Origin of the sequence: Microcoleus sp. LAD1_D5, from assembly GCF_036702115.1 — a bacterium.
In the GTDB taxonomy this organism is placed as follows: domain Bacteria; phylum Cyanobacteriota; class Cyanobacteriia; order Cyanobacteriales; family Microcoleaceae; genus Microcoleus.
Genome location: NZ_JAUBSA010000090.1, coordinates 1 through 18,365, shown reverse-complemented (window position 1 = coordinate 18,365; position 18,365 = coordinate 1). Strand labels below are relative to the sequence as shown.

The window sequence follows — 18,365 nt, the reverse complement described above, 5'->3', positions numbered from 1 at the left end:
AACCGCGCTAACTTGGGTATGGAAGTAATGCACGAGCGCAATGCTCACAACTTCCCGCTTGATTTGGCTGCTGGTGAAACTACTCCCGTAGCTTTGGTTGCTCCTTCTATCAATGGCTAAGTTTTAACTTGAGATTGACAAAAAGCGCTCCTAGTAATAGGGGCGCTTTTTGTTTGGGGAAAAATTTTTAGAGACTTTATTAGGATATCTCGTCCGGTAAAATAACCGTTATAACTGACATCTTGTACCATTATTAATAAGCGTTTCACGGGCGGGCAGGATGCCCAACCCTACTCCCCACAAGAAGAGATATACTCTTTGTGGAACAGGCAAGATGCCTATTATTGAGAATTGTGCAAGATGTCAGTTATAAATTTTGTAGTCAATAATTCAGTCCCAGCGAGTTTTATGAGGAATGAATTCCTCACTATAAATCAATTTTATTCGGGTTGTTCTAGCGGAAATAATGTGATTAACAACTAATAACTAATAACTAATAACTAATGAGTGATGACTACTGAGTTTGAGTATTCCGATGCAGCCGGAAACAAGATTAGCGGTAAGGATTCAATGCACAAATGGCTTTCGGTGGTGGGGATTGGCGAAGACGGACTTTCGGGATTGAGTGCGATCGCCCGACAACTACTCGATCGATCTCAAGTCGTTGTCGGCGGTGCCCGTCACCTAGCAATGCTACCAACCGACGACACCCGCGAAAAATTGGTTTGGGCTTCACCGTTACAAGCAACAGTCGATGAAATCATCCGCCGCCGGGGACAGTCTGTCTGCGTGCTAGCCAGCGGCGATCCGATGTGTCACGGAATTGGGGTAACACTGTCGCGCAAAATTCCCATTTCCGAAATGACTGTAATTCCCGCTGCATCGGCTTTTAGTCTTGCTTGCTCCCGTCTGGGCTGGGCTTTGGCGGATGTTGAGACCTTCAGTTTGACAAATCGCCCGATCGCATCGATCGCCCTTGCTTTGTCTCCCGGCGCGCGCTTGCTGGTGTTGAGCGCTGACAGATACACGCCGGGAAAGGTGGCACAATTGTTGACACAGCGGGGGTTTGGCAGCAGTTTGATGACCGTGTTCGAGCGGATGGGAGGGAACTCGGAACGGCGGATCGAGGGGGTAGCAGCAGCCTGGAATGCAGCGGATTTGGCGGATTTGAACACGATCGCGATCGCAGTTGCAGCCGATCGACAAACTCTTATCCTCCCCCGAACTGCGGGTTTGCCGGATGCTGCATATCGCCACGACGGACAACTTACCAAGCGGGAGGTTAGAGCCGTTACTCTGTCAGCGTTAGCACCGATTCCGGGTGAGTTGCTTTGGGATGTGGGTGCGGGCTGTGGCTCGATCGCGATCGAATGGATGCGGAGTCATCCTCGGTGCAGGGCGATCGCGATCGAACGCCATCCGACTCGATTGCAATACATCGCTGAAAATGCCTCGACTTTTGGCGTTCCCGAACTCCAAATCGTTGCGGGAGAAGCGCCGGAAGCCCTGACAAATTTGCCTCAACCGAATGCTATTTTCATCGGCGGCGGTGTCACCGCAGAATCTGTGCTGGAAATTTGTTGGAATGCTTTAGGTGAAGGCGGCCGATTAGTTGTTAATGCGGTGACAGTTGAGAGCGAGTTTAAAGTTTTGCAATGGCACGATCGTTATGGTGGGGAACTCATTAGAATTGGCATTCAGCGAGTAGGGGCGATCGGTTCTTTTCAGGGTTGGAAGCCGCTTGCACCGGTCACTCAGTGGGCGGTAGTTAAGGGGTAAAATGCGATCGCTCTCTTTCCTGGAAAGCTATAATCAATAATATCCTCTGGAATGAGAGTGATAATGCCAGACGAATCATCTGTAGATCCTTATTTAGATCGACTGTTTGAAGACTATTCCAACACTGAAGTTATCGAACTACAGCAATATCTGTCTGAATGGGATAGAGGAACTTATCGAACAGTGGCCCAAAGTGTCTTAGACCATTCACAAAGAAAAGGATTTGATCCACTCAAATATCTGCGTAAAGCACACAACTTCAACACCAGAGGTGCTGTAAGAGTTCCTCGCACGGGATATCGGCAGGATGGAGCCGCTGTTTACCGAAAGGGCAATGAGTTTTTAATTGTGCGACCTGACCAGTATGGTGTTGAGAAAATCGTGACTTATGGCATCAATGAGGAATAGAAATATGACACAAGTTCAGAACAAGTTAGCGATTCAGCAAGATATTATTGTCCAGCTTTTGGCACAGTTAACTGTTGACTATCAAAACACTAAATTAGAGCGCAAAGAGATGGCTCAAAACTATCTTGGTTCCCAGGAAGAGTTTTCGTTTTTGGAGGAGCTTGAGTTAGTGACAGTCAGTATTCGTGGTTATGCTAGTCAGATTGAGAGTAGCGCCGGGGTTGAGAATCGCGAGCAAGCGATCGCAGACTTACATCAGCTTCGGGTGTTCGATCGTTTTGCGATCACTCAGTTTTATGATGAGACGCGATCGGGCTATCTTCAAATGCGATCTTATATCCGAATGCTAGACTATTTGCGGTTGCTGGTGTTGGAGTATTTGCAAATGGAATAGAGATCCAGATAAGTTAGTTTACCAGACACCGTAGCCACCTCGACGATCGGCAATTTCTTGCTCTAACTCAACTTCATTGAGCAGTTTCATACCGTTGGCGATCGCCCGTTGGCGAAGTTTCCACAAGGTTTGACCGAGTTGTGTTTTGGGGGTAAATTCAGGTGAAGATTTGAGCGCTAGAGCTTGGGTAAACTGAAGGACTTTTGCGCGATCGGCGGGGGCAAGTTCGCGCCAGTATTGTAGGAGGATTTCTTCGGGAGGCATGGAAAATTTTTGAGCCTAACTCTAGAATTTATTTTACTCTTTTACGCTCGATCGGGTCAATGCCATTGGCGATAATAATCTAGTTTATAACCATAGTCTTTGAACAGCATAAGCATCAAACACTTCATCACGGCTGACTAAAACTAAAGCATGATTAATGGATTGGGCAATTAAAATGTGATCGAATGGATCGCGATGGTGGAATGGTAGATTGCGAACCTGTACAGTATCTCCAAAGGAAATTGGCAGTAATAAGATGCCAGCAGCAGGTAACTGAGCTTCGATGTCTGCATAGTCTGCTTGCAGTGTCAATTTACCAATGCTGATTTTGATGGCAATTTCCCAAAGACTGGCAATACTCAAATAGACTCTATCGGCGGATTCAATCTGCTCCTTCAAGGTAACTGATAGGTTAGGAGCATTTTCTGAAAACCAAATAAAAGTGTGAGTATCGAGGAGCAATGCACTCATTCCATATACTCCTGCAAATCCTCTAATGGTGCATCAAAATCATCAGCCAGCGGTAAGACAAACGTGCCTTTCATCATCCCGGCTTGACGTTTCTTTTGAGGAAAATTTACGGCAACCTCATTATTTGCATATTTTGCAGCCAAGAATTCTACATAGTGCAAAACTTCCTGTTTCAGGGAATCTGGCAACTTGACCAGGGTTTCTAGGATGGTGGTTTCTAGCATTAGATAACCTCTTGCTGGATAAGCTCATGATAACAAGCGCAAAGCAAAACTTACCGATCTCTCTAATCTCGCTCTAAGCTACCTTGGGGCAAATTTCGATTTTGACAGTCATGCCTACTTGGTTTAGCATTGCGATCAGAGTATCAACCGAGAATTCCCCAATTTTACCTTGAGTTAGAGCTTTGATTTGGTCGTTTGACTGTTTGAGATGTTGAGCAGTTTGGTCGATCGTCCAACGGTGATGTTTAATCTGATGAAGCAGGGCGAGCATGAGTTGCGATCTGATTAGTAAGTTATCAGCTTCTTCTGCTGAAAATCCCAGATCGAGAAAGATATTATCGGTTGCTTGGGTAATAGTATTTTCACTCATGGTTCTGGTTCTCTTGAATTTAAACGATTTTGTAACAACTGTTGGTAGCGTTTCTGTCCAATTTCGATATTTTTCTTGGCTGTCTTCTGAGTTTTCTTTTGGAAAGCATGAAGAACGTAAATAGCTTCTTCAAATCTAGCAATATAAAATACCCGATAGGCATCTTCTGTCCGAATCCGAATTTCTTCAACGCCTTTGCCTACGATCGACATGGGTTTAAAGTTTGATGGTTGTATGCCCTGCTGAAGTGTCCAAAGTGCAAAACCAGCTTCTTTTCGGGCATCGTCAGGAAGAGATTGGATTTCTTCACGGGTAGCGCCAACCCACCGAATCGGTTTGATGGTCATCGGGTTTGTTGAGAATCAAATACTATAACAATTGTAAGGGCGATCGCCTTCAAACCCCCTAGCGTAAGCTACAAGTTTTTGCAATTCCATCAGGTTGGGAGATACCAATATTGCACGCCACCTTCATTATGACTGAGCAAAATCCCCAAATCTTCGAGGCTTTCCAGACAGTCGAGAATGACTTTTTGTTTGCGGCTGGCTGCTTTGAAATGGGCGGTGACTTGGGCGGCTGTCCATTCGCCGCTTTGGGTGCGGAATAAGTCGCGGATGGCCCAAAGTTGCTCTTTGAGGGTTTTGGGGAAAGGTTGTTGTTCCGTGGGGGCGATCGAGGTTTCGGTTTCGGTGGTGATACCTGCAAGGGATGGTTGCACGTAGGTTTCGCCTGGGGCTTGGTAGTCGGGACGCAGCCAGCGAATCAGTCCGTTGCGTTCTTCTTCGGCGCGTTGGGCATTGAGGGTGAGGAGGTTTTCCAGGATTTGGTCGTCGGTGAGGATGGGTTCCCAACCATAGGCCGCAAATACGGCGGCATCGAGTTCGTCGTGGATTTGTTTGAGGGTCGAGACTAAGGCTTTTTGGTTGAAGGCTTTGTCTTTGTCGTTGAGGGGTTCGCCTTCGCGGAGTTTTTCGACGAGGTTGTACATCCCGGTGATGGTGACTTCGGGGTGAGTGGCTTGGACTCGTTTGCGGTGGCTGTCGAGGCGTTCTCCGAGTTCGCGGATGGTTTGTTTTTGGGTGTCGGTGGGGGTAGGGAAGGGGAAGGGGTCGAAACATTTTGTTTTTACATATACTGGATCGTTCCCTATACCAAGCCATCCGCCCGTTGCCAGCGCCCAAGTTACATGAATTCGGCTAGACAGAACACCTAGAAAATAAGCATCATCAAGAGCGATCGCAATCAATTTGTTGTCCGGTATTACGTCAGCGCAAAGGAATAGAAATACTCTATGCTTTGCTGTCTCTACTGTAGCCGCGTAACGCTGTAGTCCCTTTAGCGCTGGTCGAAGTTCAGTTCTTGGACGACCAAATATCCACCAGTTTTCTCGGAGGCTCTTATCACGGTTAGTATCTCGTTCAGGTTTAACTTTATCCAACACCCATTGGAATGCTTTTGGATATAGTTCTTGAGCTTTATCAGCTTTTAAGCCAAATAAATCAATGACGCGCACATTGCGAGAACGTTGCATAAAGTCTCGTCCATTGATGTATGGGAAAAGAACCTCAGACTCAATCTCTGCAAAGTCAGATTGATCGACAATAAACCCAGAACTAAATAGCATAACACCGCGACTGGAGAGCCTATCATTAGCCAGGAGTGGTTGAGATTGAGTTAAATCAGAACCAGCTTGAAGGTTACTAAAAATTAGCCCTACATTCTGGAACTGCACTTCAACTTGCTCTGCTGAGTCTTCCGGTGTATCTCCTTCACACTCAGCAACTACTGTACCAAATTCGGCAATCCTTACAGGCTTTTTGAGGTCATCTAATTCACCTGCTGTAATTGCAATTCTGACTGCTGCCCCTCCATCAATCCAAGGGTGATCGGGAATAGCAAAAATTAATCGGGTTGGACTCTTTTGCGTAAAATGAAACTCCAGAACTTTCCGCTGCCGAGTTTGGCGAATACTGTTTGTGGTAATAAACCCAAAGCGTTTTATTTTGCTCGCTCTAGTTAGTTCTGCTGCCTTGTGCCACCAATACATCACAAAATCAACAGTATCGGGCACATCTTTATAGACTTCTCTCAACGTTTCTGCATATCCATCCCCCAACATCTCCCGCATTCTCGCATTACCAATAAACGGCGGATTCGACACAATATAATCCGCCTCCTGCCACTCGGCTGCCCTCGGATTCAAATACCGATAAATTGTTATTTGGTCTGTCGGATCGGGAATATCCTCCCCCGTCACCGGACTCTTCATCATCCGTCCGCCCCAGCGAGTTCTCACCTTCCCCGTCGCATCCACATCCGGTTCCCTCCCGTCATCGGCCAACACTGCATCCCCCCTTTGAATATTTTTGTACTCGCGCAACACAGGTTCGATCGGCGGAATATCACCAAACCGCCGAAAATGCCACTGCAAATACCCAATCCAAATCACCAAATCTGCGATCGCCGCCGCCCTAGGATTGATCTCAATTCCCAAAAACTGACTCGGATTGACTTGAGCAATATCTAACCGCAACTGCGCCGATCCGGTGACATCCTCCAAGCGCCGCAACACCTCTGACTCCAAGCCCTTCAACAAATCCAACGTCACATAAAGGAAATTCCCCGATCCGCACGCCGGATCGAGGATCTTCACCTGTTGTAAATCCGTCAGAAATGCTTCTAAAACTGAGCTCGCCTTTTTCCTTTGATTTGCAGTCGGTTCCGATTCCCCCGCGTTGAGCAACTGTTTAACCTCCGCTTGTACCGCAATCCAGCGATCGCCCAAAGGTTCCATCACCACAGGCTTTACCAACCTTTCCACATACGATCGCGGCGTATAATGCGCCCCCAACTTACTTCGTTCCCTCGAATCCAGCGCCCTTTCCAACAACGTCCCAAAAATCGCCGGTTCCACATTGCACCAATCCCGCTTCGCCGCCTGCAACAAAACTTCCAACTGCGCCTTTATCAAAGCAAACGCCTGCGACTCGGCAAACAATCCCCCATTAAACCGCAATAGTTTGCCATGAAAGCCAAAACTCGTCCCCTCATTCATCGCCTCCCACAGCGCCTCTACCTCCGGCTTAAAAGTCTTCGGGTTGTGAATCCATCGCGTTTCCAGCGCCTGCGTAAACAGATGTTCCTTCAACAACCCCACATCCTCAGCAAACATGGTGAAAATACAGCGCATCAAAAACTGGGCGACTTGCTGCGGATCGACATTCGCCTCCATCCGCTTCGCCAACTCTGCCAAATCCGCCGCTACTTCCCGCGTCACCCGCGCCGCAATTTTCTCTGGGTTGCGCTGCTGCGGATTGCTAAAAATATCGACAAACAAATCGAAAACATCGGCTTTCTGCAACTCGATTAGCCCGATTTCTCGCCGCGCCCCATAGCCGCCATAATCGCCGCTAAAACCCATCCACAATTCAAAATGATCGCCAATATCGCAAGTTAACAAAAAGGGCGGTTTGCTGCTGAGACTGCGCGTATAGGCGATCGCCTGCACAAACGCTTTTTCCATCTCTCGCAAATAGGTATTTGTCCCCCGCTTTGCCGTTCCCTTTTTGCTCGTTGTTCCGCCCTGTTTTGCCTCGATTAAAAAATGCTCGGCTTTGTAAAAATCAATAAACCCCGGAGTCACCTTGCCGCTGGGGTGAAAAATTTTGACATCTTTATCAAAGCAGTAGGGATCGTTGGGAATTCTGCCTTTATCAAAAGGGCGATCGACTCCCAGCGCATCGCACATTTCCGCAAAAAACAACTGGTAGTTTGCCCGTTCGTTACCGCTAGAACCCGCCCAGCGCTTGATGAATGTTTCGACTCGCGCCCGATCGGCCTCATTCATGCTTCAATCCTGCTGCTTGCTTTTTCCTGATTCTATACTTCTATCGGTTTGAATTGCTGACCAAGAGAGCGAGCGGGCATGAGAGCGATCGCCACCAATCTCAAAAATATTGTATCCTTTTTCGGAGCTAAAAACAGCTTGCTAGTGCATGACAATCATTCAAGGTCATGAGCCATTTGGTCAGTAGAGGGATCTGTATACTATTTATTCAATGCACAAAAAAATCAAAAAAGATAGTATTAATTTTAAAAAAATAGGTTGGGTTTAACACAAGTAAACCCAACCTACCAATTCAATTAAAATTCAGAATTTAGCCTTGATTCACAACAGTCGGCTTCAAACTTTCCTCTTTAGATCGATCGACAAAGCTTTGACTTACCGCAGATTCCTTAATCGGTTTCCGGGCTTCGATTAAACTCAAAGCTTTGTTGACACCTTCAGGTAAAATCACTACCAAACTGCCTGCCGGCGCCTCATCTAAAGCCTTGTTAACGGCCGTTGTTTCGTCGAGAATCAACTCGTATTCAACTTGAGATTTGTTTGCGGTTCCTGCAGAAATCGCCTCTGCAATTCCCTGGCAAATTAACTTCGCCACAACACCGGGTTCTCGCCCGCGCCTGTCAATATCTTCTTTGACAATAATTCGATCGAACATCTCGGCCGAAAGTTTGCCCAGCGTGACAAAATCTTCATCTCGCCGGTCTCCGGGGGCACCTACTACCCCGATCCGCAATCCCGGCCAATTCAGCACGAAACTGCCCAAAGCTTTGTAGCTGTGGGGGTTGTGGGCGTAGTCGAGTAAAGCGTGATAGGTGCCCAAATTAAACAGGTTCATCCTTCCAGGAGTTTGACCCACCGATGCTTGGAAGCTTGACAAAGCCGATCGAATATCTTCTATTTTCACTCCTTGGGCAAAAGCAGCCAAACAAGCTGCTAAAGCATTAGCAATCATAAACGGCGCGCGCCCGCCCATCGTCAGCGGCACGTTCACAGCCTGCTCAATTCTCAGCGTCCAATCGCCTTTCAATATCGACAAATACCCATTTTCGTAAATCGCTGCCAGCCCGCCTGCAGCGGTATGTTTGGCAACCAGTTCGTTGTCCGGGTTCATGGAAAAGTATGCAATTTGAGCCTTGACACGCTGCGCCATTTGTGCTACAAGCGGGTCATCTGCATTTAACACTGCATAGCCTTTGGGCATTACCGACTCGACGAGGACGCTCTTGAGTTTGGCCAGTTGTTCCACGGTGTCGATGTCGCCAATTCCCAAGTGATCTGCCGCGACGTTCAAGACGACGCCGACATCGCACTGATCGAAGCCCAGGCCCGATCGCAAAATTCCGCCTCTAGCCGTTTCCAGCACCGCCACTTCCACCGTCGGGTCAGACAAAATCAATTGAGCACTCTGCGGCCCGGTATTGTCTCCGCTTTCGACCAAATAATCGCCGATGTAAGTGCCGTCGGTAGTTGTGTAGCCGGTAATCTGACCGGTCTGCTTGACAATGTGGGCAAGCAGGCGAGTGGTTGTCGTTTTGCCGTTGGTTCCCGTTACCGCTAAAATCGGCACCCGGCTGGGTTGAGGCGAGGGGAAAAGCATATCGAAGACGGCGCCGGCGACGTTGCGGGGTAAACCTTGACTAGGGGCGACGTGCATTCTGAAACCCGGTGCTGCGTTGACTTCGACGATGACGCCGTTGACATCGCGCAGGGGTTGGGAGATGTCGGGAGTTACTACGTCAATGCCGGCGATGTCCAAACCGATAATTTTGGCGACTCTGGAAAACAGCCAGACGTTTTCTGGGTGGATTTCGTCGGTGCGATCGACTGCAATGCCACCGGTACTCAAGTTTGCTGTCGCGCGCAAAAATACTCTTTCGCCGGCCGGCACTACGGAGTCCATCGCGTATCCTTGTTTTTGCAGCAAATCCAGGGACAATTTGTCAATCGTGATCCGGGTGAGCACGTTGTCGTGTCCGTCTCCTCGCTGCGGGTCGCGGTTTACTTCTTCAATAAGCTGTTCTACTGTAGACTTGCCGTTACCTACGACGTTAGCGGGGACTCGTTCTGCGACTGCTATGACTTGCCCGTTGACTACCAATACTCTGTGATCGCGGCCGACGTAATAGCGCTCGACAATGACGCTTTTTGTTTTTGATGCGGCGCTGGCTAAGTCGTAGGCTTCTTCTGCTGCTTCCCAGGAATTGATGTCGATCGTAATGCCACGGCCGTGGTTGCCGTCAAGGGGTTTGAGGACGATCGGGTAACCGCCGACATCTTCGATCGCCCCGCGCAGTTCATCCAAATAATGAATCACGGTTCCTCTGGGAACCGGCACGCCGGCGCTGGCGAGGATATTTTTGGTACCTTCCTTGTCACAGGCAAGTTCTACCCCCAAAACTCCCGTGCGGTTGCTCAGAGTTGCCTGAATCCGCTTTTGGTGAACCCCGTAGCCGAGTTGGATCATAAACCGGGCGCTCAATGGTATCCAAGGAATGCCACGCGCTTCTGCTTCCTTAATCAGTGTTTCCGTGCTCGGCCCCAGGGCCGCCGACGCAGCAAACTCTCTCAGGTCTCTCAAATCTTGGACTAATTCTGCTGCTGGATAAGTGCCTGTCTCGGCAATGCTTTGGCACATCCGCACGCCCGCCCGGGCTGCATAGCGACCGGCTTGTTCGTTTTGATACTCGATTACTACTTGGTAAATGCCTGGGGTCGCAGTCTCGCGGGTGCGACCGAACCCGACCGGCATTCCTGCCATTTCCTGAAGTTCTAGGGCGACGTGTTCGATTACGTGTCCCATCATTGTCCCTTCTCTGACCCGTTGCAGGAATCCTCCCTGATGGCCTGGAGAACAGTGATGGTCGTTCAAACTCGGAAGTGCGGCGATCAACCCTTCATAGAAGCCAGGAATTTCAGATGTGGTTTTATCTGCCCACTCCTCTAAATCCAAACGCATCAGGACGAGTTTCTGGCGTCTGATGCTCCAGTAGTTGGGGCCGCGTAAGGTCTGGATTTTAAGTATTTTCATGGTAGTTAGAGGGGTATGGGGCGCGAACTCTTATAGATAATTGGAGCATTTATTCAATTTCGATCTAGATTGCTCGATCGACTGTTCGCTGCGAACAGTTTGGGAGTGAATTTCCAGTTATGGGCTACTCCCTTGAAAATTCATGCCCCAGCGCGAGGCTAGAAACAAGTACAGGTCAATGGCACGCAAAAACTAGAAGCCCGAAGGTAGAATTTTATGTGATTCTGCCTTCTGGCGTCAGCCCGTGGCTGCTTCGGAATCTATTATATTGTTGTATCCATGATTCGGCCGGAATGCCGCCTAGTGTCTGCCGAATCAATGACAAGAGATTTTCTGCGTTAGTTGGCTGTGCGGCATTCGGGTGGCCAGCCAGACTCGGAACAGGCTGCCGATGGCATTGGTTTGCCTAGGGGCATATTGTAGCAATCTCCGTGACACAGAACGTGCAAGCGCATATTGAACAGACTTAAGGGTTCTGTCGCTCCTACCACAGACTCATTGGTATAAAAATTTTCCCGAGAATCAACAATAGTCACAGTGCCTTTACCGAGAATTTTCATAGTATCGTCTCCCTCAAACAAGGCGCAGGTGTCTTCGTCAATACCAATAGCAAGGCGATCGGGATGGCAAGCCACAGCCGACAGCAAGCGAGCCATGCGATTGCGGTTGTGAAAATGCTGGTCTACGATGATCTCAGGAATAATGTTAAGTCCGTTTGCCATATCTACTAAAGACCGATTCGGTGACGCCCCACTCCCGCCACCTGCAATCATGTGATATCCCATCACCGCAGCACCCGCGCTGGTGCCAGCGAGGGTAATCTTGCCTTCGAGAGTTTCTTTGCGAATTTTCTCCATCAGCGGGGTGTCCGCCAGCAGCCCACAAAGTCGCAGTTGGTCGCCGCCTGTAATGAATACGCCCGTACAGTCTTCTAAGTAATCTTTCCAGACGGGGTTTTCGCCTTGTTCGCGTTCGCGGATGTCCACTACTTTGACGGCACTAACGCCCATTTCGTCAAATATGGTGCGGTAGCGGTTGCTAATTCCTTCGGGATCTCGCGAAGCGCACGGAATGATCGCCAGCCGAGCGTTTGCACCCCCTGCACGGCAAAAAAAGGTGTTTAGAATCTCTCGCCCGTGAACTTTGTCTTCGGCTCCCCCGATGACCATAATCGAGGTTTTTGTGCGCTGGGGAATATTGTGTTCAAGGGCTTGAGATGTCAACTGCTGCATGGTGTGTCTTCCTCTGTTGGATGTGAAATTCAATTTTGCCGTTGCTGTGGGTACAATAGGGCTTTTTAAGAATAAATTTTTGTTTGTGCGAGTGAGGTGCGATCGCCGATCGCACCTCACTCGCAGTTGTTTGGGGGCGAGTTTACTTGCAGTCGCTGTCATGAAAAACAGATTATTTTTGTACAAAACCGGCCCGCCGACACAGGAAGAGAATTTAACTTGCCAAAATTTTCAGAAATTATAAGAAATTATAAAGAATAAAGCAATTACTGAAAACTGAACTCCCCCTAAGGGTCAAACTAGAGGTGATGTATCAATGAAATTCCAATAATTGTGCGCTTTGACGTAGTTACCTTATTTCCAGAATTTTTCCGGGCTCCCCTGGAGTCGGGACTGATGGGCAAAGCCTTAGCTAAAAAGATTGCTGAGGTGAATTTTGTCAATCCCCGCGATTTTACCACAGACAAGCACCAGCGAGTCGATGATGAGCCTTACGGGGGCGGAGTGGGGATGCTGATGAAGCCGGAACCGATTTTTGCTGCGGTGGAGTCCCTGCCGGTTTTGCCGCGGCGGGAGGTGATTTTGCTGACTCCCCAGGGGGAACCGATGCAGCAGGCGATGTTTCGGGAGTTGGCGGCTGATCGCGATCAGTTGGTGTTGATTTGCGGTCATTATGAAGGTGTGGACGATCGAGTCCTGCATTTGGTCACTCGCGAGGTGTCTTTGGGGGATTTTGTGCTCACGGGGGGCGAAATTCCGGCTTTAGCTTTGATAAATGGAGTTTTGCGATTGCTGCGGGGAACTGTGGCGAAGGAAGATTCCCTAAAGTTTGAGAGTTTTGAGGACGGACTTTTGGATTATCCGCAGTACACTCGACCGGCGGATTTTCGGGGATTGAAGGTGCCCGATGTGTTGCTGTCTGGTAATCACGCAGAAATTGCTCGCTGGCGCAGGGAACAGCAAATTGAAAAAACTCGATCGCGCCGACCGGATTTGTACGATCGGTGGTTGGAGGAAAGGGGAGAATAGGAGAAGGGAGAAAGAAGAAGTTATCCCATATGATTTATCGGGCAAACTCATAGCCCAATTTGATCGACAACGCCGATTGTGGTAACACTTCTGCTGATTGAAGCTTTCAAACCTTCAGCAGCTAAAAGCTGTTTTAGTCGATCGGTCTCAGATTTAGTTCCGATAAAAACAGAACCAGGCATCTTCTTTTTTAGCTTCATAGCTTCAGCTAAGGACAACGACATAGCCTCACGCAGAATTTTTGTTACAACTGTTGCACGTTGTTCTTTTTCCAATACAATCAAGTTCCAAGTCCCTTCTTTTGCTAAAATCTCTTCTCTCATTTCGTTAGGCATAGCATCATTATCATCTAACTCGATTGCCTCCCCGCAATGAGGGCAGTCATAACATCGATGCCAGACAACTTTTTTGTCAAAGACTGATTGACAAACCAACATCTGTACGTCTTTGTCACAATTCCCACACAGTCCGTCAATTAAGACCATACTTTTTCACTTATATCCGCACAATTATGAAATAATTGTCTTTCGATATACTTCCAAAACCTAAATTTTACATGAACATCCGAATCGGCAACGGCTACGACATTCACTGCTTAGTTCCAGAACGCCCCCTCATCCTCGGCGGCGTTCACATTCCCCACGAATTAGGATTACTCGGTCACAGCGACGCAGACGTGCTGACTCACGCTATCATGGACGCGATGCTCGGATCTCTCAGCTTGGGAGATATCGGGCTGTATTTCCCGCCGACTGACCCGAAATGGAAAGGTGCTGATAGTCTCGTATTGCTGGCACAAGTCAATCAGTTAATATTAGATAAAGGCTGGGAAATCGGCAATATTGATTCGGTCGTGGTGGCGGAACGTCCAAAGCTGAAACCGCATATTGAGCAAATGCGCGATCGGCTTTCTACTGTCCTACAATTAAAACCTGACCAAATCGGCATCAAAGCTACTACAAACGAAAAGTTAGGACCCGTGGGGAGAGAAGAAGGAATTGCAGCCTATGCTGTAGTTTTAGTCTCCAAAAATTAAAAAAGTGGTTTGATAGTAGAAGTTGAATTTACTTAAACTTATACGCTAGGAAGGCTGAAACCATGCAAACTGAAACCTTGGAAGTAGAATTACCTATAAAGGCGGATATTATCGCCTTGGATAAGGACGATCGCATAGTCGCGCTGATCGAGGTCAAAATTAATCAAGCTAAAGAAAAGGCAGCAAAACAGAGGATTACCGATAGCGCGCTCAAACAAATAAAACATTTCCTCTCAAAACTCTCCGAAAAAAATGTGGTAATTCCTTATGCTATGATTGTCACTCTCGAAAATATAATCGTTTTTAAATGGGACGGCACTGTTTTGTCTGAAGCTGTTTTATCGTTAAAAACGGCTGACATCCTTCACTATTATGACTCAAAATTAGGCGATCAGCGGATATTTGAGCCATACCTAACTAGGCTGATTGAAGCATGGTTGCGTGACTTAGCTTACAATTGGAAGTCTGAGATTCCACCAGCATCGGAACAGATAGCAGCAATCGGTTTGCTGCCGTTGCTAGCAGGTGGAACAACAAAGTTAGAGGTAAAAATTGGTGGCGATTTTATATATAGAAACTAACTTTTTGATGAGTATTGCTACAGGACGCGATCCTGATGCCAATAACTTGTTACTGAGTGTACCAACATCAGTCCGCATTGCCATACCTGCTATTTGCTGCATGGAAGCTCTCTCGGCTTTAGAAGACGATATCAAGCGCCGCAACCGTTTTGCAGAGGAACAGAAAAAACAAATTAGCCAGCTCAAGCGCGATCTTACTTCACCTTATGCTAAGTCTCTTTTATTCCATGTAGAAGAGTCTTTGAATGAAAATGAAGGATTGCTCAATAATATTAAAGTACGTCTTTTTGAGGCTCTTGAATTATTGGCTGACAATGTGGAGATGATGGAACTAAAAGCAGATACACTGCGAGAAAGCTTGAATACAGTTTTTATTGAAGAAGACCCGACAGACAATTTGATTCTCCACTGCATCTTGAATCACGCACACTTACACGTTAATGCACTCAAGGTGTTTTTGAGCAATAATACAAAAGAATTTAGTGTATCGGAAGTTCAAGATGCTTTGCTAGAAGCCGGGATAAGCAAGTATTTTTCGCGCACTGAAGACTTTCTCGGTTGGTTACAATCTCAGTCCTAGTTGCACGCAGGTGGTAAACTAAAAAATTATGAAAATTTCTATGATGCTACATTCAAGACTGCGCTGGCTGGCGATTTTACTGGCGGCAATTGCCACTCTAACTCTGTCTGCGTGCACTCCAGCCCGATCGAACTTAGTAAACAGACTCATCGTTCCCACCCCCAGCGGCCCAGCTACCTTTAACTACCCGCTAAATCAATCTGCATACAGCGTTTTTGGCTATATGTACGAGGGATTGATCAACGAAAATGGCTTGACATCGGAGTTAGAACCCGGTTTAGCCGAGTCGTGGGAAGTTTCTAAAGATGGCAAAAAGATTGTGTTCACCCTGCGAGAGGGATTGAAATGGTCGGACGGCCAACCTCTGACTACTGATGACATTATCTTCAGCTATGAAAAGATTTATTTCAATGACAAAATCCCTAGCGGTTTGAAAGATACTCTGAGAGTTGGGATGAGTCGCCAATTCCCAAAAGTTCAAAAAATAGACAGCCGCCGCATTGAATTTTCCGTTGCCGAACCTTTTGCTCCATTTATTAGATATGCTGGAGGAATCCCGATTTTACCAGCTCATATTTTACAGGAAGCTGTCGAAAATACAGATGCAGATGGTCAGCCTAAATTCCTGACTACTTGGGGGACGGATACTGACCCTAAAAAAATTGTCGGAAATGGTCAATATCGAATGTTGAGCTACACTCCCAATCAGCGCGTGGTTTTGGAAAGAAATCCGTATTTTTGGCGCAAAGATGCGGAGGGAAATGTCCAGCCTTACATCCAGCAAATTGTTTGGCAAATTATCGAAAATACTGACAATCAACTGCTGAATTTTCGATCGGGCGATTTGGATACTCTGAACGTGGAGCCGGAAGTGTTTCCGCTGCTGAAACGGGAGGAAAAACGGGGCAAATATACGGTCTTCAACGGCGGCCCGGATACTGGCAGTGTGTTTATGTGTTTTAATCTGAATAAGGGGCGCAATGCTCAAAATCAGCCGTTTGTAGACCCGGTTAAATCTCGGTGGTTCGCGAGTAAGGAATTTCGGCAGGCGATCGCCTACGGCATTAACCGATCCGCCATGACTAACAATATCTATCGCGGACTTGGCGCGCCGCTGCATTCCCCAATTCCGGCGCAAAGCCCGTTCTACCTGTCCCCAGAAGAGGGATTGAAAACTTACAGTTACGATCGGGAAAAAGCCAAAGAGTTGCTGTTAAGCGCAGGCTTCAAGTACAATCTTAACGGCGAATTGTTGGATGCTGAGGGCAACAAAGTGCGATTTACTTTGTTGATGGCAGCAGGTAAAAAAGTTCGGGAACAAATGGCAACGCAAATTAAGCAAGACTTGGGCAAACTGGGAATGCAAATTGATACGCAGTTCCTGAGTTTTAACACTTATGTGGAAAAGCTGCGATTGACGCGGAATTGGGATACTTACCTCGGCGGTTTTACGGGAGGTACTGAACCGCACAGCGGCTACAATATTTGGTCTGTTAACGGCACACTGCACAGTTTCAACCAGGGCCCGCAAGCTGGAGAACCGCCGATTAAGGGTTGGGAAGTGTACGACTGGGAGCAGAAAATCGATGACCTTTACGTGAAGGCTTCTCAGGAGCTTGATGAGGCGAAGCGCAAGGAACTTTATGCTGAAACGCAGCGGATTATAGCGGAACAAGTGCCTTTTGTTTATATGGTGAATCCGCTGACTTTTGAGGCGGTGCGCGATCGCGTTTCGGGAATTCGCTACAGTGCCCTCGGCGGCGCTTTCTGGAATTTGTACGATCTGAAAATTGCCGAATAGTCAGCAGTCAGTAGTCAGCAGTCATTAGTCAGTCATTAATTAATGGAACCTAAAATTTTACAGAAGTTACTCGAATCTGTCGCTGCCGGCGATATTAGCCCGATCGCAGCTTTGGATAAATTAAAGCATTTTGACTTTGAACAAGTCGGCGATTTTGCCAAAATTGACCACCACCGCACTTTAAGAACGGGTTTTCCTGAAGTAATCTGGGGCCCAGGGAAAACGCCAGACCAAATTGTTGAAATTATCGAGGCGATGCGCGGGCGAAATTCTGCGGTGATGGCGACGCGAATTGAACCGTTCGTTTTCGAGCAATTGCAGCAAAAAATACCCGATTTGTGCTACTACCAAAAGGCTCGAATTTGTGCAATTTCTCCTAATTCCCCAACTCCGCAGCATCCGGGTACTGTGACTATTATCAGTGCGGGAACGGCGGATTTGCCTGTAGCGGAAGAGGCGGCAATTACTGCGGAACTTTGCGGTTTTCAGGTGCGACGTTTGTGGGATGTCGGAGTTGCCGGCATTCACCGTTTGCTGAGCAATCGGCACGTAATTGCTGATGCTGATGTGTTGATTGCGGTGGCGGGTATGGAAGGTGCTTTGGCCAGTGTGGTTGCGGGTTTGGCAGATTGTCCGGTAATTGCTGTGCCGACGAGTGTGGGTTACGGCGCGAGTTTTGGCGGGATTGCTCCTCTTTTAACTATGCTCAATTCTTGTGCGGCTGGTGTGGGTGTGGTGAATATTGATAACGGATTTGGGGCGGCGATTTTAGCTTGTCAAATTCTCAGAAGTGCTGGCAGAGTGGGGAGAATCGGAGAGGGGGAGAATCGGAGAGAGGGGGAATAGTTAGAAACCGCTCATAGAAATCTGGACAAAGCTACCCTAGAGTAGACAAATCTAGACAGCTACGTTTGTAATCTTAGTCCAAAGGTCTAAAACTACTGGGATAAACGGCAATCCCACTATTCCCTTCATAAAGTTGGGAATTACTTTTCGAGCTATATTTAAACTTCCGTTGGTATCAGCATTAATCAATCTACCATTAGAAGTTTTGTATAAGCCACGTTTAACACGCTTGCCACTGAAAACGGGTTTGACATCTGACTTAGTTTTGTAAACAGGCAACGTATCACCATCTAAAGCACTAGCTTTTGACGTGTAACTTTCCTCAGTCACAATTACTTCAATTCCCCCTAATTGGGGCTTGCTGAATAATCGATCGCACATCAAGAATAAGAGCGATTGATATATTCAAGCTCGATTAAAGATAAGTTTTTTCGGCATTGATTTCACCCAATTATAATTGTAGATTATCTTCAAC

20 protein-coding genes are annotated in these 18,365 nt (G+C 47.5%); 10 read left to right on the top strand and 10 right to left on the bottom strand.

Features of this window, described 5'->3' with window-relative positions; genetic code table 11:
* The 4 genes from QUA70_RS25090 to QUA70_RS25075 form a co-directional block, all read left to right on the top strand.
* Positions 1–120 (top strand): photosystem II protein D1 (locus tag QUA70_RS25090; RefSeq protein ID WP_333350587.1); only part of this gene is annotated, 120 nt, incomplete at its 5' end.
* 390 nt (positions 121–510) lie between these two features.
* Entirely contained in the window at positions 511–1,779 is a 1,269-nt protein-coding gene (gene cbiE / locus QUA70_RS25085) for a precorrin-6y C5,15-methyltransferase (decarboxylating) subunit CbiE (protein ID WP_333350575.1), read from the top strand.
* A 63-nt stretch (positions 1,780–1,842) separates the two neighbouring features.
* A complete protein-coding gene (locus QUA70_RS25080; protein WP_333215129.1) occupies positions 1,843–2,187 on the top strand; it encodes a hypothetical protein in 345 nt (114 codons plus the stop codon).
* A gap of 4 nt (positions 2,188–2,191) precedes the next feature.
* Positions 2,192–2,581 (top strand): hypothetical protein, encoded by a 390-nt coding sequence (locus tag QUA70_RS25075; protein WP_333335341.1) that lies wholly within the window; start codon positions 2,192–2,194, stop codon positions 2,579–2,581.
* An 18-nt stretch (positions 2,582–2,599) separates the two neighbouring features.
* Here QUA70_RS25075 and QUA70_RS25070 read toward each other — a convergent pair whose 3' ends face one another.
* From QUA70_RS25070 to QUA70_RS25035, 8 genes are all read right to left on the bottom strand, one after another.
* Positions 2,600–2,845, bottom strand: a complete 246-nt coding sequence (locus QUA70_RS25070; protein ID WP_190657256.1) for a hypothetical protein — start codon at positions 2,843–2,845, stop codon at positions 2,600–2,602.
* A gap of 84 nt (positions 2,846–2,929) precedes the next feature.
* Entirely contained in the window at positions 2,930–3,316 is a 387-nt protein-coding gene (locus QUA70_RS25065) for a type II toxin-antitoxin system VapC family toxin (RefSeq protein ID WP_333335339.1), read from the bottom strand.
* The gene (gene vapB / locus QUA70_RS25060) at positions 3,313–3,540 is read right to left on the bottom strand and encodes a type II toxin-antitoxin system VapB family antitoxin (RefSeq protein WP_333335337.1); all 228 of its coding nucleotides are present in this window, start codon (positions 3,538–3,540) and stop codon (positions 3,313–3,315) included. The genes QUA70_RS25065 and vapB overlap by 4 nt, the downstream gene beginning before the upstream one ends.
* A 73-nt stretch (positions 3,541–3,613) precedes the next feature.
* Positions 3,614–3,910: an XRE family transcriptional regulator gene (locus tag QUA70_RS25055; protein WP_333318611.1), complete on the bottom strand. Its 297-nt coding sequence runs from the start codon at positions 3,908–3,910 to the stop codon at positions 3,614–3,616.
* The gene (locus tag QUA70_RS25050) at positions 3,907–4,257 is read right to left on the bottom strand and encodes a type II toxin-antitoxin system RelE/ParE family toxin (protein ID WP_333335334.1); all 351 of its coding nucleotides are present in this window, start codon (positions 4,255–4,257) and stop codon (positions 3,907–3,909) included. The genes QUA70_RS25055 and QUA70_RS25050 overlap by 4 nt, the downstream gene beginning before the upstream one ends.
* A gap of 89 nt (positions 4,258–4,346) precedes the next feature.
* Positions 4,347–7,757 (bottom strand): DNA methyltransferase, encoded by a 3,411-nt coding sequence (locus QUA70_RS25045; RefSeq protein ID WP_333350577.1) that lies wholly within the window; start codon positions 7,755–7,757, stop codon positions 4,347–4,349.
* Between the two features lie 310 nt (positions 7,758–8,067).
* Positions 8,068–10,785, bottom strand: coding sequence for a cyanophycin synthetase (gene cphA / locus QUA70_RS25040; protein ID WP_333350579.1), 2,718 nt, complete (start codon positions 10,783–10,785; stop codon positions 8,068–8,070).
* A 338-nt stretch (positions 10,786–11,123) separates the two neighbouring features.
* On the bottom strand, positions 11,124–12,017 hold the full coding sequence (locus tag QUA70_RS25035) for a cyanophycinase (RefSeq protein ID WP_333335349.1): 894 nt from the start codon (positions 12,015–12,017) through the stop codon (positions 11,124–11,126).
* A 333-nt stretch (positions 12,018–12,350) separates the two neighbouring features.
* On the opposite strand from QUA70_RS25035, the gene trmD reads away from it, so the two are divergent.
* Positions 12,351–13,046 carry a tRNA (guanosine(37)-N1)-methyltransferase TrmD gene (gene trmD, locus QUA70_RS25030; protein WP_333335325.1) on the top strand — a complete coding sequence of 232 codons (696 nt, stop codon included), beginning with the start codon at positions 12,351–12,353 and terminating at the stop codon, positions 13,044–13,046.
* 47 nt (positions 13,047–13,093) lie between these two features.
* On the opposite strand, the gene QUA70_RS25025 is transcribed toward trmD, so the two are convergent.
* Positions 13,094–13,531 (bottom strand): hypothetical protein, encoded by a 438-nt coding sequence (locus QUA70_RS25025; RefSeq protein ID WP_333350580.1) that lies wholly within the window; start codon positions 13,529–13,531, stop codon positions 13,094–13,096.
* Positions 13,532–13,602: 71 nt separating this feature from the next.
* Between QUA70_RS25025 and ispF the strand changes: the two genes are divergently transcribed.
* The 5 genes from ispF (at position 13,603) to larB (ending at position 17,890) form a co-directional block, all read left to right on the top strand.
* A complete protein-coding gene (gene ispF / locus QUA70_RS25020; protein ID WP_333335319.1) occupies positions 13,603–14,082 on the top strand; it encodes a 2-C-methyl-D-erythritol 2,4-cyclodiphosphate synthase in 480 nt (159 codons plus the stop codon).
* 62 nt (positions 14,083–14,144) lie between these two features.
* The gene (locus QUA70_RS25015) at positions 14,145–14,663 is read left to right on the top strand and encodes a hypothetical protein (RefSeq protein ID WP_333410714.1); all 519 of its coding nucleotides are present in this window, start codon (positions 14,145–14,147) and stop codon (positions 14,661–14,663) included.
* Positions 14,638–15,243, top strand: coding sequence for a PIN domain-containing protein (locus QUA70_RS25010; protein ID WP_333410712.1), 606 nt, complete (start codon positions 14,638–14,640; stop codon positions 15,241–15,243). Before QUA70_RS25015 ends, QUA70_RS25010 begins: the two co-directional genes overlap by 26 nt.
* A 40-nt stretch (positions 15,244–15,283) precedes the next feature.
* Entirely contained in the window at positions 15,284–17,044 is a 1,761-nt protein-coding gene (locus tag QUA70_RS25005) for an ABC transporter substrate-binding protein (RefSeq protein ID WP_333350585.1), read from the top strand.
* A 42-nt stretch (positions 17,045–17,086) separates the two neighbouring features.
* Entirely contained in the window at positions 17,087–17,890 is an 804-nt protein-coding gene (gene larB, locus QUA70_RS25000) for a nickel pincer cofactor biosynthesis protein LarB (protein WP_333335310.1), read from the top strand.
* Between the two features lie 51 nt (positions 17,891–17,941).
* Here the strand turns inward: larB and QUA70_RS24995 are convergent, their stop codons facing one another.
* Entirely contained in the window at positions 17,942–18,271 is a 330-nt protein-coding gene (locus QUA70_RS24995; RefSeq protein WP_445251675.1) for a hypothetical protein, read from the bottom strand.
* Positions 18,272–18,365 lie beyond the last annotated feature (94 nt).